The organism is Micromonospora sp. WMMC241 (genome assembly GCF_027460165.1).
In the GTDB taxonomy this organism is placed as follows: Bacteria; Actinomycetota; Actinomycetes; order Mycobacteriales; family Micromonosporaceae; genus Micromonospora; species Micromonospora humi.
Map to the genome: position 1 here is coordinate 6,349,124 of NZ_JAPZBF010000001.1, position 17,752 is coordinate 6,366,875.

The following is a 17,752-nucleotide window of genomic DNA, read 5'->3' on the forward strand; positions in this document are numbered from 1 at the left end:
CTGGACTGGCCTGGCGGAGTCGGGGGGCAGCTCCGCACGGTGGGCCGGGACCGTCGTCGGGCACCAGTGTACGCGAACAGGCGTCGCCACCGACAGTCACGACATGTCCGCCGAGCGTGACCCGAACCGGTCGCGCCGGCCGACTAAATCGGGAGGTACGCGGAAAGGTCGGCCCGGTTCCCCGACACTCGGACGCGACCCTCGGTGACCGCCTCCGTCCACCCGAGGCGTCCGGTGGCGACCGCCAGCCAGGTGGCCGGGTCCATCTCCACCACGTTCGGCGGGGTGCCACGGGTGTGTCGCGGCCCCGGCACGCACTGCACCGCGCCGTATGGTGGGACGCGCACCTCCACCGATCGGCCGGGGGCGCGCTCCGTGAGGGCGGCCAAGAGCGTCCGGACCGCCTCCCGGAGCACCGGCCGTTCGGCCGTACGCCCCCCGTCCAGCGCCGTGAGCGCGGCGAGCACCGAGTCGGAATAAGCGTGCGGAGAGGACACGACGGGACGATACGACCCGGCAGAAGGCCGCCCGACGCCGGCCCTGGGTAGAGATGATCCGGTCAGACAAGGCATAGTTGCCGACGGCGTAATTCGTACCGTGAGTGATCAACCCGGCCGGACCGGCCGGCGGGGAGATCAGACCCGGAAGGCGGTGGACGTGTCAACACACCGACGTGCCTGGAAGCATCGGGCCGGTGTGGTCGTGGCGCTGGTCTTCGGCGCGCTGCTCACCGTCCCCGCCACACCCGCCCTCGCGGCGAACATCGTCACCGCCGACAACTCCGTGACGGTCGAGGCCGGCAAGAGCAGCACCGTCAACGTCCTGGTCCGGCTGGGTGACGGCGAGACGTCCGCCGACATCGACGTGACCGGTCTGCCAGACGGCGTGACCTGCGGGGGTTGTGGGCCGATCGACTTCGGTGGCCAGCCGGCGAAGCAGGTCAGCCTGACGCTGTCCGCCGCCGGGAACGCGCCGGACGCCAATGGCCGGCAGGCGAGGATCACGGTCACCGGTGACGGCGGCCGTCAGCTCCGGGTCACGGTCAAGGGCGCGGCCGCCCCGCCGCCGCCGCAGCAGCCGCAGACCGTCAAGACGGTCTCCGGCAAGGTGGTCAACTCCAACGGCGAGCCGATCTCCGGTGCGATCGTCATGCTGCGCGACAGCGCCGGCAAGGAGCGCCGGACGAACGCGAACGGCAGCGGCAACTTCAGCTTCAGCGGCTCCGCCGACAACCCGATCGCGCCGGGCCGGCTCGATCTCGGCGCCACCACACAGGGCGCCGAGCCCGGCACCAAGTCGATCAACGCCAACGCCGGCCAGTCCGTCACCGGGCTGCGGATCAGCGTGGCGGTCAAGGCGTCGGAGAGCCCGAGCGCGACCCCGTCGGCCAGCGAGTCCGCCCCGCCGTCCGAGGAAGTGACCGAGGACGAGGCGACCGAGGCGGCCACCTCCGACGCGCCGGCCGCCCAGCAGCCGACCGCCAACGAGGACTCCGGCGGCTTCAGCTCGTGGCTGCTCATCCTGCTCGGCGGCCTCTTCGTCGCCGTGGGCGTGGGCACGATCGTGCTGCTCTACATGCGCCGCAAGAACGAGGACGGCGACTCCGACGGCGACGGCCCGGGTGGGCCGCTCGGTCCGGGTGGCCCGGGCGGGGCCGCCGCGGCCGGCGCGATCCCCGCGGCGCGCGGCGCCTACCGGGGCGCGGACGACCAGACCCGGGTGGTCAACGGCATGGGCGCCGGACCGGCGCCGACCATGGTCGGCGGCGCCGCGCTCAGCGAGGCGCCGACCATGCTCCAGCGCCCGGTCGTGGACGACGTCCCGCCGGACCCGTACGGCGCGCCGCCCGGCACCGGGTACGGCGTCGGGGCGGGCCAGGCCGGTTACGGCTACGGCGAGGACGCGCCCGGTCAGGGCGGCTACGGCGGCAACAACGGCTACGGCAACGCGCCCTCCTCGGGCAGCGGCTACGGCAACAGCCCGGCCTCCGGCCCCGGCTACGGCAGCCCGGACTACGCAGCCGGAGCGGCCGGGGCAGCCGGAGCGGCCGGCTACCCGCCGGCTCAGGGCGGCAGCTACGGCAACGAGCGCTTCGACGAGCCCACCGGCCGCTACACCGGTGACAGCACCCAGTACGCGCCCGCAGCCGACCCGTACCCGACCAGCACCTACCAGCCCGAGCAGGGCCAGGGCTACGACCAGGCCGCCCCGGGGCAGTACGGCCGTGGCGCCGAGCAGGGCGACGGTTACGGCGGTGGCTACGGCGCCGCGTCGGGCGGCTACAACAACGCCCCCGCCGGCTACGACGGCGGCCGGCAGTCGGACGGCTACGGCGACGCGCCGACCGGCGGCTACGGCGACGCCCCGGCCGGCGGCTACGACGCCGCCCGGAGCGGCGGTTACGGCGACGCCCCGGCCGGCGGCTACGACGCCGCCCCGACCGGCGGATACGGCGACGCCCCGGGCTACGGCGGCACCCGGCCCGGCGGCGGATACGACAACGCCCCGGCGGGTGGCTACGACAACGCCGCCGGCGGCTACGACAGCACCCGGCAGTCCGGCGGCTACGGCGACGCGCCGACCGGCGGCTACGACGCCAACCCGGCCGGCGGTTACGACGGGCGGCAGCCGGGCGGCTACGACGGTGCCTACGGCAACGCGCCCGCCGGCGGCTACGACGGCGGCCAGCAGGGCGGATACGACCAGCGCGGCGGCTACGGTCAGTCGCCGCAGGGTGGCTACGGCCAGGGCGGCTACGGCGAGCAGGGCGGATACGGCCAGGAGCCGCCGCAGCAGCGCGGTGGCGGCTACGACAACCAGGACGGATACCACAACGACGACCCGGCCCAGGCCGGTCGCGCCCGCCCGGACGGCCAGCCCGACCGGGGCGGACGGCGTCTGGACTGGTTGGACGACTGACCCACACCTGCACCGCGATGGCCGCCCGCGATCCGCGGGCGGCCATCGTCGTCAGGTAACTGGTTCCGCGGGAGACGGCTGCCGGACCAGGACCATGAATCTCGGTGCGTCATCCCAGGACGGCGTCAGGTGGGTGACGTGCCGCCATCCCCAGGAATCGTAGGCGCGTCGAGCGACATCGTTCTCCGGGTCCACCAGAAGTGTGGCGCGATCCTCCGTACGGCGGTCCAGAAGCTGGTCGTGCAGTGCCCGCGCCACGCCCTGGCGCCGCCACCGGGGCAACACGAGCAGTTCGCTGACGGCGAACGTGCGTCGCCCTGTCTCCTCGGCGAACCCGAACGGTACGGGCGGCTCGATTCCCGCCCACCATCCGGTCTCGGCGGGCAGCGGAAAGCCGTAGATGTATCCGACCAGTTCCCCGCCCGCCGTGGCGGTGACCAGGTTCCACCCGTCGCGCGTCATGTGGGCGGCGAGCTGGCGGCGGTAACGATCCTCGCTGTGGAACTCGCCGCCGTTCGCGTACACCTGTCGGTAGACCGCGACGAGGTCGTCGACGAGCGGGGTGGCCTCGGCGGCGGTGTGGTGACGGAGGTCGAGGTCCCCCACTACCGGCTCACCGCCTGGTCGTACGCGTCGATGAACTCGCGGCTCGTGGCGGTTGGCTGCCGGGTCTTCGTCAGGCTCGACCTGAGCCGGGTGAGATCCCGCCACACCCGCCCGGAACTCACCTGGCTCAGGTCCGGCAGCACGGCCATCGCCGTACGCGCGGCCTCGTTGACATCGCCGAGCCGGCACTGCGCGTCGGCGAGTTGGACCGTGTAGTAGATCCGGTTCCGACGCAACGCCGGTGGGGTGCTCTCGGTTGTCGCGCGGAACGCGTCCGCCGCGCGCTCGGCCCGACCCATCGCGAGATACGACAGCCCTTCGATGCCTTGGACCTCCTGCGCGGTGACGAAGTGGAGGAACGGCATGTCGTCCTCGCTGGTGCCGCGCTCGAACTCGCGGCGGGCCTTGGTCATCGCCCGGCTGAAACCGCTCACGTCACGCAGGGCGGCGAATGCGTGCGCCGTCCGCAGGTGGACCAATGTCGCCAGCCTCGGCGTGCCCCACCCGGCCGAGGCCCGCAGCGCCGCTTGCGCGCTGTGCAACGACTCGGCGGGATGGTCGTCCCGGACGAGCAGCGCGAGCTGGGCGAAGGCGAGAACCTCCAGGCGCGGGTCGTCGGCGATGCGGGCGCGGGTGATCGCCTCGTTCAGGTACGGCCGGGCCATCGGCCGGTTCTCGGAGTCGATGGCGAGCCAGGCGGTCGCGATCGCGAGGTCGGCCAGCGCGATCTGCAACGCCTCGCCGGCCTCCCGGCTGTACGTGGCCTTCGTTGCCCACGACGACAGGCGCGAATGAACCCGGACGGCGATGTCGTAGAGCTGGTCGGCGCCCGCCACCGCGTCGGCCTGACGGAGTTGCTCCACCAGCGAACCGGCGTAGCGCACCTGTTCCATGCCGACACTGCGAGGGGCCTCGGCAGGTGCGGAAAGCAGGTCGTGGAAGCCGGTCGCGGCGATGCCGGCAAGTGCGGCCAGGGCGTGAAACTGTCGGCGGTCCGTGGTGCCACCTCCTCGTTCCGATGCCGATGTCGCGGCATCCGCCGGGACCGGCGGGTGCGCCGCCCCAGCTGTCTCCAGGGTTTCGGCGGAGTCGTGGTCCGACCCTTCGATGGCCGTCGGCATCGCTGACAGCTGGCCGGGCAGAGTGAACCACAGGTGCGATGACGGAATCCGGAGCAACCGCGCCCAGTGGATGAGGCGATCAAGGTGAACGATCGGCGGCCCGTTCTCAACCCGGCTCAACTGCGCCTGCGTGATCCCCAGCCACGCTGCCACCACACTCTGCGGCAGTGGACTCCGGCCCTGGTACGGATGATTCCGGTACGCCCGGATGGCCCGGCCCAGATGCCGTCCGGCCAACGCCAACCGCACCGGCTCGTGCTCCCAGAACGACGCCGGCACCACTGGCGGCCTGCTCAACCGGTCCCGCTCGGCAGCCTGACAGGGCGCGCAGCGTCCACTGTCGTTGTCGCGAGCCAGGCGTCCGCCGCAGCGGGGGCAGTTGGCGTATGTCACCGGCGACCTCGCTCCACGCGGGTGGCTGTGTCCGAAATCGAGCCTAACCATTCAATCCGCTTCGCGGCAGGACGGTATGCGTGGCGCGTATATCCGCGCCTGCGCGGTGCGAAGCGAGCGAGGCGGGCCGGGCGACCAGCGTCGATCTTGGACTTGTGGTCGTTGACGGAGGGGCGCATAAGCGACATCTGGGGTGCCACAAGCCCAAGATCGACGCTGAGGGTGGCGGGCGGACCTCAGGCGGCGGTGAAGTAGCCCTGGCGGAGCACCGGCACCACGTCGGAGACGCCGACCTCGGTGGCGATCACGACGTCCTCGGCGAAGCCGCCCTCGGCCAGTTCCCGGCCGGACACGCAGCCCCGGACCGCCGCCGGCACGTCCGGCGTGCTGGCCAGCGCGGCCAGCGCCATGGCTGCCTCCACCGAGAGACCGCCGGGCACCCCGGCCAGCGCGTCCAGGACGCATGCCGCCCCGAGCTGGTCCTCCACGCAGGGGCGCAGCGACCCGTCGGGCCAGCGCTCCCCGGCAGCCACCACGCCCACCGGGGCGTCGTTCGTCCCGTACCCCTGGTTGCGGAGCCAACGCCCGACGGCGCGTGCGTTGCGCAGGCAGGCGGCGACCACCGGCATCCCGGTGGCGCTCGCCGCGGCGCTGATCGCCGAGCCGTTGGGCGACGGCAGCACCAGGTCGGCGAGCACCGGCGCGGTCCGCAGCGCCGCCGGGGAGAGCGACCACGGGTGCTCCGGACTGGTCTGCCGGCGGCCCACGGCGGCGACGGCGCCCATCCGGCGGGCGTATTCGGCGGCCTGCTCGCCCCACGGGAACGGGTGCACCCGGGAGCCCCGGCTGACCGCGACCTCCACGGCGGTGGTGAACGACAGCACGTCCACCACCACCAGGGCGGCGCAGACCCGGCCGAGTTCCGCCGCCCCGGTCAGCCCCCAGTCGAACCGGGCACCGGCGCCGGGCTGCGCGAAGACCGCCAAGGTCAGGGCCTCAGCGCTGGTCCGGCGCCGGGCGCTGGTCGGGCTCACCGGAGGCCGGGTGGGTGCCGGCCGGGCCGGTCGTCGCATCGGTCGTCTCGCTCGGCCCGCCGGTGGGTGTCGCCTCGGCCGGGGTGTCCGTGGCCGAAGCCGGGGTGCCCGTGGCCGGGGCCGCCTCGGCCCGCGCCGAGGTGTGCCGGCCCGGCGTGCCTGCCGGCGCGGACCCGGAGCGCGTCGCCTCGGGCGCGACGGGAGCCGGACCGGTGGATTCGGCCTCGGCCCTGCCCCGAGCCACGTCCGTGGCCTCGGCCCCGGGCGTCGCCGGCTCGGCGGACGTGTCGTCGGTCGCCGGGACGGACCGGGCCGGGGCGGCAGCGGTAGCGGTGTCCGGTCGGGTCCGGTCGGCCGGAACCTCGGCCTCCGCGGTCCGGCCGGTCTTGGCGATCGGCTCCGCGTCGACCTGTGCCGGCTCCACGCCGACCGGCTGCTCGGCGGTGGCCGGAAGCACCGTGGTGGTGCCGGTGCGGGTCGCCGCCACCTCCACCCGAGCCGCCTCCACGTCGCCGAAGAGACGCGGCAGGGTCGCGCCGTGCGCCTCGCGCAGCTCGTCCAGGCCGATCCGGAACTGGCCGCGCACCTCCAGCGCGCCGCCGGCCGGATCGGTGACGCCGATGAACTCCCACGGCACGCCGTGTTCGCCGCAGAGGGCGGTGAACGCCTTCTCGTGCCCGCGCGGCACCGACACCAGCACCCGGCCGGCGGACTCGCTGAACAGGAAGACGAACGGCATCGAGCCCTCGGCGAAGTGCTCCGGCAGCGCGATCTGCGCGCCGACGCCTCGACGCAGGCTGGACTCGATCAGGCTCTGCGCCAGGCCACCGTCGGAGAGGTCGTGCGCGGAGCTGACGTGCCCGACCCGGGCCGCCTCGGCCAGCAGCTCGCCCAGCTGCCGCTCGCGGGCCAGGTCGACCTGCGGCGGGATGCCGCCGAGGTGCTCGTGGGTCACCCAGGCCCACTCGGAGCCGGAAAGCTCGACGTGCGTCTCGCCCAGCAGGAAGAGCTGGTCGTGGTCGCCGCCCGACCGCGGCTCGAAGCCCATCGGCACCCGCTGGGCGACGTCGTCGAGCACGCCCAGCACGCCGACCACCGGGGTCGGGTGGATGGCCGCGGCACCGGTCTGGTTGTAGAAGCTGACGTTCCCGCCGGTGACCGGAATGCCCAGCTCCAGGCAGCCGTCGGCCAGGCCGCGCACGGCCTCGGCGAACTGCCACATCACGCCCGGGTCCTCCGGCGAGCCGAAGTTGAGGCAGTTGGTCACCGCGATCGGCTTCGCACCGGTCACGGCCACGTTCCGGTACGCCTCGGCGAGCGCCAGCTTCGTCCCCTGGTAGGGGTCGAGGCGGGCGTACCGGCCGTTGCCGTCGACGGAGAGGGCGACGCCGAGGCCGCTCCGCTCGTCGATCCGGATCACGCCGGAGTCCTCCGGCTGGGCGAGCACGGTGTTGCCCAGCACGTACCTGTCGTACTGCTCGGTCACCCAGGTCTTGTCGGCCAGGTTCGGCGACGCGATCATCCGGAGCACGGTCTCCCGGAGCGCCTCCGGGGTGCTCGGCCGGGGCAGCGTCTCGGCCCGGTCGGCCTGGAGCAGGATCAGGTCGGCCGGCTCACGCATCGGGCGGGCGTAGACCGGACCGTCGTCGACCAGCGAGCCCGGCGGCACGTCGACCACGAGCTGGTCGCGCCAGGTGATGACCAGCCGGCCCGGCCGGCCGTCCGGCGCCGGCGCGGTGACCTCGCCGATGGCGGTCGCCCACACGCCCCACTTCTCGGCGGTCTTGAGCACCGCCTCCAGCTTCTCCGGCGTGACGACCAGCAGCATCCGCTCCTGCGACTCGCTGGCCAGGATCTCGTGCGGCTCCATCGAGGGCTCGCGCAGCGGCACCCGCTCCAGCCAGACCCGCATGCCGGTGCCGGCGGAGGCGGCGGTCTCGGTGAGCGCGCAGGTCAGCCCGGCGCCGCCGAGGTCCTGGATGCCGACGACCAGCTCGGCGTCGTACAGCTCCAGGCACGCCTCGATGAGCAGCTTCTCCATGAACGGGTCGCCCACCTGCACGGACGGGCGGCGCTGCTCGCTGCCCTCGTCGAAGGTGGCGCTGGCCAGCACGGACACGCCGCCGATGCCGTCGCGGCCGGTCCGGGCGCCCATCAGCACCACCACGTTGCCCGGGCCGGTGGCGTCCTTCTTCTGGAGCCGGTCGACCGGCAGCACGCCCAGGCAGAGCGCGTTGACCAGGGGGTTGCCCTGGTAGCAGGGGTCGAAGACGACCTCGCCGCCGATGTTGGGCAGGCCGAGGCAGTTGCCGTAGCCGCCGACGCCGGCCACCACGCCGGGCAGCACGCGCGCGGTGTCCGGGTGGTCGGCCGCGCCGAAGCGCAGCGGGTCCATCACGGCCACCGGGCGGGCGCCCATGGCGAGGATGTCGCGGACGATGCCGCCGACGCCGGTCGCCGCGCCCTGGTACGGCTCGACGAAGCTCGGGTGGTTGTGCGACTCGACCTTGAAGGTCACCGCCAGCTCGTCGGAGACCCGGACCACGCCGGCGTTCTCCCCGATGCCGGCGAGCAGCCGGTCGCTCGGCGGGGCCTTCTCACCGAACTGGCGCAGGTGCACCTTGCTCGACTTGTAGGAGCAGTGCTCGCTCCACATGATCGAATACATGGCCAGCTCGGCCTGGGTGGGCCGGCGGCCGAGGATGTGCCGGATCCGGTCGTACTCGTCGTCGCGGAGCCCCAGCTCGGCGTACGGCTGAAGCTCTTCCGGCGTGCCACCGGCGCGCTGCACGGTGTCCACGCCCGGCGCCCAGTCTTCGGTCGGGCCGGTCTGCGGCACCACGCCCTGCGCCTGGAGCAGGGTCGGCTCCGGATGGGTGGTCATGACGTCTCCTTGCTGCGCTCGCTCCGCACACTCACGCGACTGCCTTGAGTGAGCGACTGCGGGGCTCGCAGAACCGGCTCACTCCTCGCGCTCACGCGGGGGCTCCCACCAGGTGCTTGAGCACCGAGGTGAAGAAGCCGAGGCCGTCCAGGGAGGGGCCGGTGAGCGCCTCCACCGCGTGCTCGGGATGCGGCATGATGCCGACGACGTTGCCGGCCTCATTGGTGATCGCGGCGATGTCACGCTGCGACCCGTTGGGGTTGCCGCCCAGGTAGCGGGCGACGACGCGCCCCTCGCCCTCCAGCCGGTCGAGGGTGGCCGGGTCGGCGACGTAGCAGCCCTCGCCGTTCTTGACCGGGATGAGCACCTCCTGGCCGGGCTGGAACGCGTTGGTCCACGCGGTGCCGGTGGCCTCGATGCGCAGGACCTGGTCACGGTTTCGGAAGTGCAGGTGCTGGTTGCGGGTGAGCGCCCCGGGCAACAGGTGCGCCTCGCAGAGGATCTGGAAGCCGTTGCAGATGCCCAGCACGGGCAGGCCGCCGCGGGCGGCCTCCACGACCGTCTCCATCACCGGGGCGAAGCGGGCGATGGCGCCGCAGCGCAGGTAGTCGCCGTACGAGAAACCGCCGGGCAGGACGACGGCGTCCACCCCGTGCAGGTCCGGGTCGCCGTGCCAGAGCCGAACCGGCTCGGCGCCGGCGATGCGCACGGCGCGGGCCGCGTCCCCGTCGTCGAGCGAGCCGGGGAAGGTCACCACACCGACCCGGGCGGTCACGAGTGCGCGCCCGCGTTCTCGTCGGCGGTGACGACGTGGACGGTGAAGTCCTCGATCACCGGGTTGGCGAGCAGCTTGTCGGCGATCTCGCGGGCCCGGTCAAGGTCCGGTTCGCCGGTGAACTCGATCTCGATCCGCCTGCCGATCCGGACCGAGGCGACGTCGCTGACGCCGAGCCGGGGCAGTGCGTTTGCGACGGCCTGGCCCTGCGGATCGAGGATCTCGGGCTTGAGCATGACGTCGACGACGACGCGAGGCACTGGGCACTCCTGACTGTGTACGCAGTTGGGTGCCGGCCCACAAACGGCCGAGCGCAGCCAGCCTACCTGGCAGATACCGTCCTGCCCGCACCGGCCGGGCCAGTTCCGGCGACGATCGGCGGGAGCTGCGGCACGGGTCGGAGACCGTTGCGCGTTCGTTGCGGCGTCGATACGTAAACGTTGCGCAGCACGGCGCGCACCGACCGGGCGCAACGGCTCTCACCAGGCATTTTGCCCTCTACCGGCGGCCGGTGGGACCGGTTTCCGACACCGCCCCGCCGCACCGCGCGGCGCACCTCACACGATCGACTTCGTTCGATTCACATCTTGTGACACGGCCCGGGCCGCCCGTAGCATGCATCGTCAGATGTCGATGCAATTGATCGATGTCCCCGTCGGTCCACCCCGCCCGGCGGCCCCGATCCGCACCCGGTGACCCCGGGTGTCCCCCAGAAGGAGCCCGACCATGCGCCTCCGTCCCCTGCTCGCCGTGCTGACCGCCGCCCTGGCCGGCGTGCTGGCCACCGCGTCCGGCGCCGGCGCCGCACCGGCCGGCCCGCAGCCGATCATCGGCGGCGGCACCGTCTCGTCCGCCCCGTGGGCCGCGGCCGTCTTCAGCAACGGCTCGTTCACCTGCTCCGGCAGCGTGATCGCGTCCCAGTGGGTGCTCACCGCCCGGCACTGCGTCAGCGGCACCATGTCGGTCCGGGTCGGCAGCGTCTACTACGCCTCCGGCGGCGTCACCCGCACCGTGAGTGCCTCCTACACCCGCAACGACCTGGCCCTGCTCCGCCTCTCCAGCACGGTCAGCACCTCCACCGTGTCGCTGGCCAGCAGCAACCCGCCGGTCGGCTCCACCAACTCGATCTACGGCTGGGGCATGACCTGCTACAGCGGCTGCGGCGCGTCGCCCCAGCTCAAGACCGCCAGCGTCCGGGTGACCAGCACCAGCGCCACCGACGCGTACGGCGGCCAGGCGATCCGGAGCACCCGGGTCAACGGCAACGCCTGGCGCGGCGACTCGGGCGGCCCGGAGTTCTACAACGGCCAGCAGGTGGGCGTGGCCTCCACCGCCGACGGCTCCAGCATCCAGAACTACGGCAGCGTCGCGTACAACCGGTCCTGGATCACCTCGGTGGCCGGTGTCTGACGCTTTCCACCGCGTAGGGCGCGGATGGTCGGGACCGGCCCGACCGTCCGCGCCGCGCCGTTTCGCAGCATGCGATCAGCTGCACACGGCACCCGAACCACCTCCGCCGGTGACTGACAGCATCGGAACCGTGCTGGTCGTGACGACGGATCAACTGCCCGGCTACGAGATCCGCCAGATCCTCGGCGAAGTGGTCTCCTCGATGGCGAGGACCCGCAACCCGTACCGCGAGGGGGTCAAGAACCTGCGCGGTGGCGCGTACGACCCGATGGCGCCGGACAACCTCACCCGGTGGCGGACCGACTCGGTGGCCCGTCTGGGCGAGGAGGCACAGCGGCTCGGCGCGAACGCGGTGATCGGCATGCGCTTCGACAGCCGCGACTGCGGCGAGATGTGGATGGAGATCTGCGCGTACGGCACCGCCGTGATCGTCGCCCCGAAGACCCCCGACGTCATGCCCCCGGACCAGCCGATGATCGCGGCCGAGACCGCCCACGAGCCGGAGATCGCCACCGCCCCCGGCGGCATCGCCGAGCCCGCCAGCGCCCCCAACCTCAGTTCGGCCGCCGAAACCCCCACCGGCCCCTGACCCCCTGCCCCGCCCTCCGCCCTCCCGCCTCTCCCCGTCGATCATGAAGTTAGCGGCAGCAATGGAGATCCACTTCGCCGTCAACTTCATGATCGACGACAAGATCCGGGGTCAGAGGATGGGGGGTGGGGAGTAGGCGGCGGCCTCGGGGTGGGCCTGGACGATCCTGGTGATTCTCACGTTGACCCGGGTCACCTGGTCGTCGGCGGCACCGGTGAAGGTGCTGCGGTCGGCCACCAGGGTGTCGATCTCGGAGCGGGTCAGGTTCAGGCGACCGTCCGCGGCCAGGCGGTCGAACAGGTCGTTCTCGGCCGCGCCCTTCTCCCGCATGGCCAGCGCCACGGCGACCGCGTGCTCCTTGATCACCTCGTGCGCGACCTCTCGGCCCACGCCCCGGCGTACGGCGGCGACGAGGATCTTCGTGGTCGCCAGGAACGGCAGGAAGCGCTCCAGCTCCCGGTTGATCACCGCCGGGTACGGGCCGAACTCGTCCAGCACGGTGAGGAACGTCTGGAACAGGCCGTCGGCGGCGAAGAACGCGTCCGGCAGCGCCACCCGACGCACCACCGAGCAGGAGACGTCGCCCTCGTTCCACTGGTCGCCGGCCAGCTCGCCGACCATCGACAGGTAACCCCGGATGATCACCGCGAAGCCGTTCACCCGCTCCGACGAGCGGGTGTTCATCTTGTGCGGCATCGCGCTGGACCCGACCTGCCCCGGCTTGAAGCCCTCGGTGACCAGCTCCTGACCCACCATCAGCCGGATCGTGGTGGCCAGCGACGACGGCGCGGCGGCCACCTGCGCCAGCGCGGCGAGCACGTCGAAGTCGAGCGAACGCGGGTAGACCTGGCCGACGCTGTCCAGCACCCGGGCGAACCCCAGGTGCCCGGCCACCCGGCGCTCCAGCTCGGCCACCTTGCCGGGATCGCCGTCGAAGAGGTCGAGCTGGTCGGCCGCGGTGCCCACCGGCCCCTTGATCCCACGCAGCGGGTAGCGGCCGATCAGGTCCTCCAACCGCTCGTACGCGATCAGCAGTTCCTCGGCGGCCGACGCGAAGCGCTTGCCCAGCGTGGTGGCCTGCGCCGCCACGTTGTGCGACCGGCCGGTCATCACCAGCGGTGAGTATTCGCCCGCGTGCCAGGCCAGTCGGGCCAGCGTGGCGACCACCCGGTCCCGGACCAGCTCCAGCGACGCCCGGATCTGGAGCTGCTCCACGTTCTCGGTCAGGTCCCGGGAGGTCATGCCCTTGTGTACGTGCTCGTGCCCGGCGAGCGCGCTGAACTCCTCGATCCGGGCCTTCACGTCGTGCCGGGTGACCCGCTCGCGCGCGGCGATCGAGGCCAGGTCGACGTCGTCGACCACCCGCTCGTACGCCTCGACCACCCCGTCCGGCACCGGCACGCCGAGGTCACGCTGGGCCCGGAGCACCGCCAGCCAGAGCCGGCGTTCCATCCGGACCTTCTCCTCCGGCGACCAGAGGGCCACCAGCTCGGGTGAGGCGTAGCGGTTGGCGAGCACGTTGGGGATCGTCGTCACGGGGCCCATTCTCCCGTACCTGTCGGGGCGCTCAGGGCGCCGGGTGCTCGGCGAGGATGTGGAACAGCGCGGCGGTCGCCTCCGCCTCGGTGGCGTACCACCGCCACCGCCGGTAGCGACCGCGTTCGTAGGGGCCGATCTCCCAACCGCCGTCAGCGGGCCGCAGGAACCAGAAGTCGGGCGGGACCGGCTGGTACTCGTGCGCGTCCGCCAACTGGAAGGCGTCGGGTGACACCCCCGCCGCCAGCAGCGCGGCACGCAACTCGTACCGGTCCACGCCCGACCTCCGATCCGATCAGCAGATCTGCGACGACTGCGCCCACCCGGTCGGGTCGGTGCAGAGGCCGTCCAGGTATTCCTCCACGAGGAAACCGTGGTCGAGCAGCCACTGCACGTTCACCGGGTCCGACGCCTGCGGGAAGTAGGCCTGGTTCAGCTCGAACTGGGTGCCCATGCCGGGCTGGGCGAACCACGGCGCGATCGGCCCGGAGTCCACCGGGAACGGCTTGACCACGCAGTACGTGTGGTAGTTGGCCAGCGGGGCGAGCGGTGTGGTGGCCGGCGGCGTCGGCGGGGTGTTCAGACTCTGGGGCGCGAGTGAACGCGCGCTGAACGGGGTGCCGAGCGGCGCCAGGAAGGCACCGGTCGGGTTGCCGAAGCGGTCCAACCGGTAGCCGGGCAGCATGACCTGCCGGCTCTTGATCGGCGCGCCGTGCGGGTCCAGGACGAAGCCGTCCTCCGGCGGGAAGAGCAGGGTGGTCGGTCCGCTGGTCCAGTTCTTCAGCCACTCGGTCTCGGTCTGCGCGCCGAGCCGTTGGTAGCCGGCGAGCAGCGGTCCGACCGGTGAGGCGGTGGGCAGGGCGAGCGGGCCCAGCAGCCGGTTGTTGTCGTAGAACTGGGTGGTCTGCGGCGCGGTCGGTGGCAGCCCGGGCGCGCAGAGGCTCGGGCTGACCGGCCCGGGCTGCGGACCGGCCGGCGTGAGACCGGCCGCCCGCTCGTCGACCACCGTGGCGCCCTGGGCGAGCGCGGCCGAGGGCCCGAGGGCCGACAGCGCCGGTCCGGGCGCCAGCGTCAGGGCCGCGCCGGAGAGGGCGGCCAGCAACCAACGACGAGTTTTCACCGTGAACCTCCTGATATGGGATGAGCGGTAACCTCATCCTCGGAGGCTTTACGACAAACATGAGCCTTTGTCTGATTAGCTACCTGATCGGGCTATCCTGCCGTCTCGCGCCGTTGACCCCTCCGATCGGCGACGCCCGGCACCCACCGGGCCGGGCGTCGCCGCGTCGAGCACCTACCTGCCGGGCAGCGTGACCGTCGGATCCAGGGCGATGCCCAGTTGCCGCGCAGGGCTCATCGGGAACTCACCCTTGACGTTCGAGGCGAGCGTCACCCGCAGCCAGATGCCGTCGCTCCGGCGTACCTCGATCTGCCGCTCCACGGTGGCGCCGTCCCGACGGATCGTGGTGGTGCGGTACCGCTCACCGCGCGGGCCGGCGGCCGCGTCGCAGGTCCGCGTCGGATCGGGCTCGCCGCAGCCGAGTTCGCCGGCCGGAACCGCGTCACCCCGCCGGATGTCCACCGACATGAGCCCCGCCACCCGCTTGACCATGACCCGGCCGTAGCCCCAGTAGGTGTCCGTGGTGTTCCGGTTCTCCGCGCCCCGGTCGCTCCAGCCCGCGCCCAGGTCGTTGGCGCCGAACACCGGCCCCTTGCCCTCCGCGCCGGTGACACCCGGGTTCTGCCGCTGGATCGAGGCGAGCACCCAACTGTCGATCAACTGCCGGCGGGCGCGCTCGTCACCACGGAGCGGGTCGGCGGCCACCGCGGCGACCGCCGGGTCGAGCACCAACGCGGCCATCTGCCCCTCAGTGAGCGGCGGATCCTCGTCCTCACCCATGATGCTCACGTTGACCACCACTCCATCGGGCCGAGCCACCCAGACCGAGCGGTTCACGGTGAAGCCGGTGGGACTCCGTTTGAACATGTCATCCCGGTTGCGCGCGGAACCGGTCCGGATCGTCTCGCCGGTTGGTCCGGTCCGGACGGCGCAACTGGCCTTGCTCGCCTGCTTCGGCGGGCAGGGCAGCAGCGGCTCGCGGTCCAGCGGGATGCCCACCATGAGGTAGCCGGCCCGGTCCCCGACCCGCACCCGCCCCTGGCCCAGGTATCCGTCAGGTGTGTAGCCGGTGGTGCTCGCTCCCGAATCCCACACCCCCGATCCCTCCCAGGCGCGGTCCTGCCGGATCCACTCCAGGCCCGGCGCCACCCGGCTCATTGCCTCGAAGATCGCGTGGTCGGTGGGGGTGAACGTCTGGCCCTGGCCGGGCGGCGGGACACGTACCGTCGGGCTCGGCGCCACCGGCGGCGCCGTCCGCTGGTGGCCGCCGGTCACCGCCGTCCCGATGGCGATCGCCCCGACCGCGACGGCCGCCGCGCCGACCACGGTGAGCCGACGGAGCCGGAGGCGGCGGCGCTGTCGGGCGATCACCCGGTCCAGGTCGATCGCGCTGGGCGGGACCTCGCCGACCGCCTCGTCGAAGATCACTCGGTAGCTCATGCGCCCTCCCCGCTCACGTCGATCGAGGCCAGTGCGCGCAGGCTCGCCAGCCCTCGGGCCGCCTGGCTCTTCACGGTGCCCGTGCTGACGCCCAGCGCCCGGGCGGTCTCCTCCACCGACAGGTCGCAGTAGAAGCGCAGCACCACCACCGCCCGCCGGCGCGGTGGCAGTTGCGCCAACAACTCCAGGAGCTGTTCGCGATCCGCCAGGGCCGCCTCCGGCAGGTACGCCTCGGCTTGGTCGGGCAGCTCGTCGGTGGACCGCTCGCGGCGCCACGGGCGGCGCCGCTCGTCCAGCCAGGCGTTGGTGAGCATGCCGCGCACGTACGCGTCGACGTGCTCCACCCGGCGCACCCGGCGCCAGTGCCGGTAGAGCTTGCCGACGGTGATGGCGACCAGGTCGTCGGCGGTGTGCCAGTCCCGGCACAGCAGGAAGGCGGTGACCCGCAGCGGCTCCAGCCGGGCGCTCACGAACTGCCGGTACTCGTCCTCGTCGGCCTGGTTCACCGCAGCGGACCTTGCGTGCGTCTCATGCCTGGGGAACGGGGCGACCCGCCACGCGGGTTGCCCCGGCCCTCGAAATCGGTGGGTCAGCGCTCCAGGATCGCGGTCACGCCCTGCCCGCCGGCCGCGCAGATGGAGATCAGGCCGCGCCCGCCGCCCTTGGCGTCGAGCAGCTTGGCGAGGGTGGCGACGATCCGGCCGCCGGTGGCCGCGAAGGGGTGCCCGGCGGCCAGCGACGAGCCGTTGACGTTGAGCTTCTCCCGGTCGATCGACCCGAGCGGCGCGTCCAGGCCGAGCCGCTCGGCGCAGAACTCCGGCGACTCCCAGGCCGCCAGCGTCGCCAGCACCTGCGAGGCGAACGCCTCGTGGATCTCGTAGAAGTCGAAGTCCTGGAGCTTGAGCCCGGCCCGGGCCAGCATCCGGGGCACCGCGTAGGCGGGTGCCATCAGCAGCCCCTCGTCGCCGTGCACGAAGTCGACGGCGGCAGTCTCGGACCAGGAGAACCAGGCCAGTACCGGCAGGCTGTGCGCCCGGGCCCACTCCTCGGAGGCGAGCAGCACCGTCGACGCGCCGTCGGTGAGCGGCGAGGAGTTGCCGGCGGTCATGGTGGCCCGCTCGGCGTCCGGACCCTTGGTGCCGAAGACCGGCTTCAGCGAGCCGAGCTTCTCCGTCGAGGTGTCCGGCCGGAGGTTCTGGTCGCGGGTGAGCCCCAGGTAGGGGGTCATCAGGTCGTCGAAGAACCCCTTCTCGTACGCGGCCGCGAGCCGCTGGTGCGAGCGGAGCGCCAGCTCGTCCTGGGCGGCCCGGTCGACGTTCCAGCGCAGCGCGGTGACCGCCGCGTGGTCGCCCATCGACAGGCCGGTGCGCGGCTCGGCGTTGCGCGGGATCTCCGGCTTGAACGGCTGGAGCGGGCGCAGCTTCGCCGCCACCTTGAGCCGCTCGCCGAGGGTGCGGGCGGAGTTGAGCTGGATCAGCGTGCGGCGCATGTCCTCGTTGACGGCCAGTGGCGCGTCCGAGGTGGTGTCCACGCCGCCGGCGATGCCCACCTCGATCTGCCCGAGGGCGATCTTGTTGGCCACCAGGATGGCGGCCTCCAGCCCGGTGCCGCAGGCCTGCTGGATGTCGTAGGCCGGGGTGTGCGGGTCGAGCCGGGAGCCGAGCACCACCTCGCGGGTGAGGTTGAAGTCGCGCGAGTGCTTGAGCACCGCGCCGGCCACCACCTCGCCGACCCGCTCGCCGGCCAGCCCGAACCGGGCGACCAGCCCGTCGAGCGCCGCGCCGAGCATGTCCGCGTTGGACGCGTGCGCGTAGCGCGAGTTGGACCGGGCGAAGGGGATGCGGTTGCCCCCGATGACCGCGACCCGCCGGACACTCTGCACGATCAGCCTCCTGGTAGCTGTTGCCCGAACCCTACTCGCCAGT

The 17,752-nt window shown here is 72.8% G+C and carries 15 protein-coding genes and 1 pseudogene; 3 read left to right on the forward strand and 13 right to left on the reverse strand.

The features are described 5' to 3' along the window. Positions 1-143: 143 nt before the first annotated feature. A complete protein-coding gene (locus O7598_RS28940; protein WP_269695019.1) occupies positions 144-467 on the reverse strand; it encodes a sterol carrier family protein in 324 nt (107 codons plus the stop codon). A 190-nt stretch (positions 468-657) separates the two neighbouring features. Between O7598_RS28940 and O7598_RS28945 the strand changes: the two genes are divergently transcribed. Then, a complete protein-coding gene (locus tag O7598_RS28945; protein WP_269694355.1) occupies positions 658-2,919 on the forward strand; it encodes a carboxypeptidase-like regulatory domain-containing protein in 2,262 nt (753 codons plus the stop codon). Between the two features lie 51 nt (positions 2,920-2,970). Here O7598_RS28945 and O7598_RS28950 read toward each other — a convergent pair whose 3' ends face one another. The 6 genes from O7598_RS28950 to purS all read right to left on the reverse strand — a co-directional run bounded on the left by O7598_RS28950 (position 2,971) and on the right by purS (position 9,992). Then, complete coding sequence (locus O7598_RS28950; protein WP_269694356.1) at positions 2,971-3,525, reverse strand: GNAT family N-acetyltransferase; 555 nt, start codon at positions 3,523-3,525, stop codon at positions 2,971-2,973. Next, entirely contained in the window at positions 3,525-4,925 is a 1,401-nt protein-coding gene (locus tag O7598_RS28955) for a helix-turn-helix domain-containing protein (protein ID WP_269694357.1), read from the reverse strand. Before O7598_RS28955 ends, O7598_RS28950 begins: the two co-directional genes overlap by 1 nt. 350 nt (positions 4,926-5,275) lie before the next feature. Continuing rightward, positions 5,276-6,025, reverse strand: coding sequence for a 2-phosphosulfolactate phosphatase (locus tag O7598_RS28960; protein WP_442929944.1), 750 nt, complete (start codon positions 6,023-6,025; stop codon positions 5,276-5,278). A gap of 10 nt (positions 6,026-6,035) precedes the next feature. Beyond that, on the reverse strand, positions 6,036-8,957 hold the full coding sequence (purL, locus tag O7598_RS28965) for a phosphoribosylformylglycinamidine synthase subunit PurL (RefSeq protein ID WP_442929902.1): 2,922 nt from the start codon (positions 8,955-8,957) through the stop codon (positions 6,036-6,038). Positions 8,958-9,048: 91 nt separating this feature from the next. After that, a complete protein-coding gene (gene purQ / locus O7598_RS28970) occupies positions 9,049-9,732 on the reverse strand; it encodes a phosphoribosylformylglycinamidine synthase subunit PurQ (protein WP_269694358.1) in 684 nt (227 codons plus the stop codon). Then, the gene (gene purS, locus O7598_RS28975) at positions 9,729-9,992 is read right to left on the reverse strand and encodes a phosphoribosylformylglycinamidine synthase subunit PurS (protein ID WP_091062209.1); all 264 of its coding nucleotides are present in this window, start codon (positions 9,990-9,992) and stop codon (positions 9,729-9,731) included. The genes purQ and purS overlap by 4 nt, the downstream gene beginning before the upstream one ends. A 466-nt stretch (positions 9,993-10,458) precedes the next feature. On the opposite strand from purS, the gene O7598_RS28980 reads away from it, so the two are divergent. Together O7598_RS28980 and O7598_RS28985 are read left to right on the forward strand one after the other, a co-directional pair. Beyond that, the gene (locus tag O7598_RS28980; protein ID WP_269694359.1) at positions 10,459-11,142 is read left to right on the forward strand and encodes a S1 family peptidase; all 684 of its coding nucleotides are present in this window, start codon (positions 10,459-10,461) and stop codon (positions 11,140-11,142) included. A 24-nt stretch (positions 11,143-11,166) separates the two neighbouring features. Then, a pseudogene (locus tag O7598_RS28985) lies at positions 11,167-11,731 on the forward strand (YbjQ family protein). Between the two features lie 111 nt (positions 11,732-11,842). On the opposite strand, the gene purB reads toward O7598_RS28985, so the two are convergent. The 6 genes from purB to O7598_RS29015 form a co-directional block, all read right to left on the reverse strand. Next, complete coding sequence (purB, locus tag O7598_RS28990) at positions 11,843-13,267, reverse strand: adenylosuccinate lyase (protein ID WP_269694361.1); 1,425 nt, start codon at positions 13,265-13,267, stop codon at positions 11,843-11,845. 31 nt (positions 13,268-13,298) lie between these two features. Next, positions 13,299-13,544 (reverse strand): hypothetical protein, encoded by a 246-nt coding sequence (locus O7598_RS28995; RefSeq protein ID WP_269694362.1) that lies wholly within the window; start codon positions 13,542-13,544, stop codon positions 13,299-13,301. 18 nt (positions 13,545-13,562) lie between these two features. Then, positions 13,563-14,387: a TNT domain-containing protein gene (locus O7598_RS29000; RefSeq protein ID WP_269694363.1), complete on the reverse strand. Its 825-nt coding sequence runs from the start codon at positions 14,385-14,387 to the stop codon at positions 13,563-13,565. Positions 14,388-14,561: 174 nt separating this feature from the next. Beyond that, entirely contained in the window at positions 14,562-15,827 is a 1,266-nt protein-coding gene (locus O7598_RS29005) for a hypothetical protein (RefSeq protein ID WP_269694364.1), read from the reverse strand. Beyond that, positions 15,824-16,333: a SigE family RNA polymerase sigma factor gene (locus O7598_RS29010; RefSeq protein ID WP_269694365.1), complete on the reverse strand. Its 510-nt coding sequence runs from the start codon at positions 16,331-16,333 to the stop codon at positions 15,824-15,826. The genes O7598_RS29005 and O7598_RS29010 overlap by 4 nt, the downstream gene beginning before the upstream one ends. Positions 16,334-16,416: 83 nt before the next feature. Beyond that, positions 16,417-17,709, reverse strand: a complete 1,293-nt coding sequence (locus tag O7598_RS29015; RefSeq protein WP_269694366.1) for an acetyl-CoA C-acetyltransferase — start codon at positions 17,707-17,709, stop codon at positions 16,417-16,419. Positions 17,710-17,752: the final 43 nt, after the last annotated feature.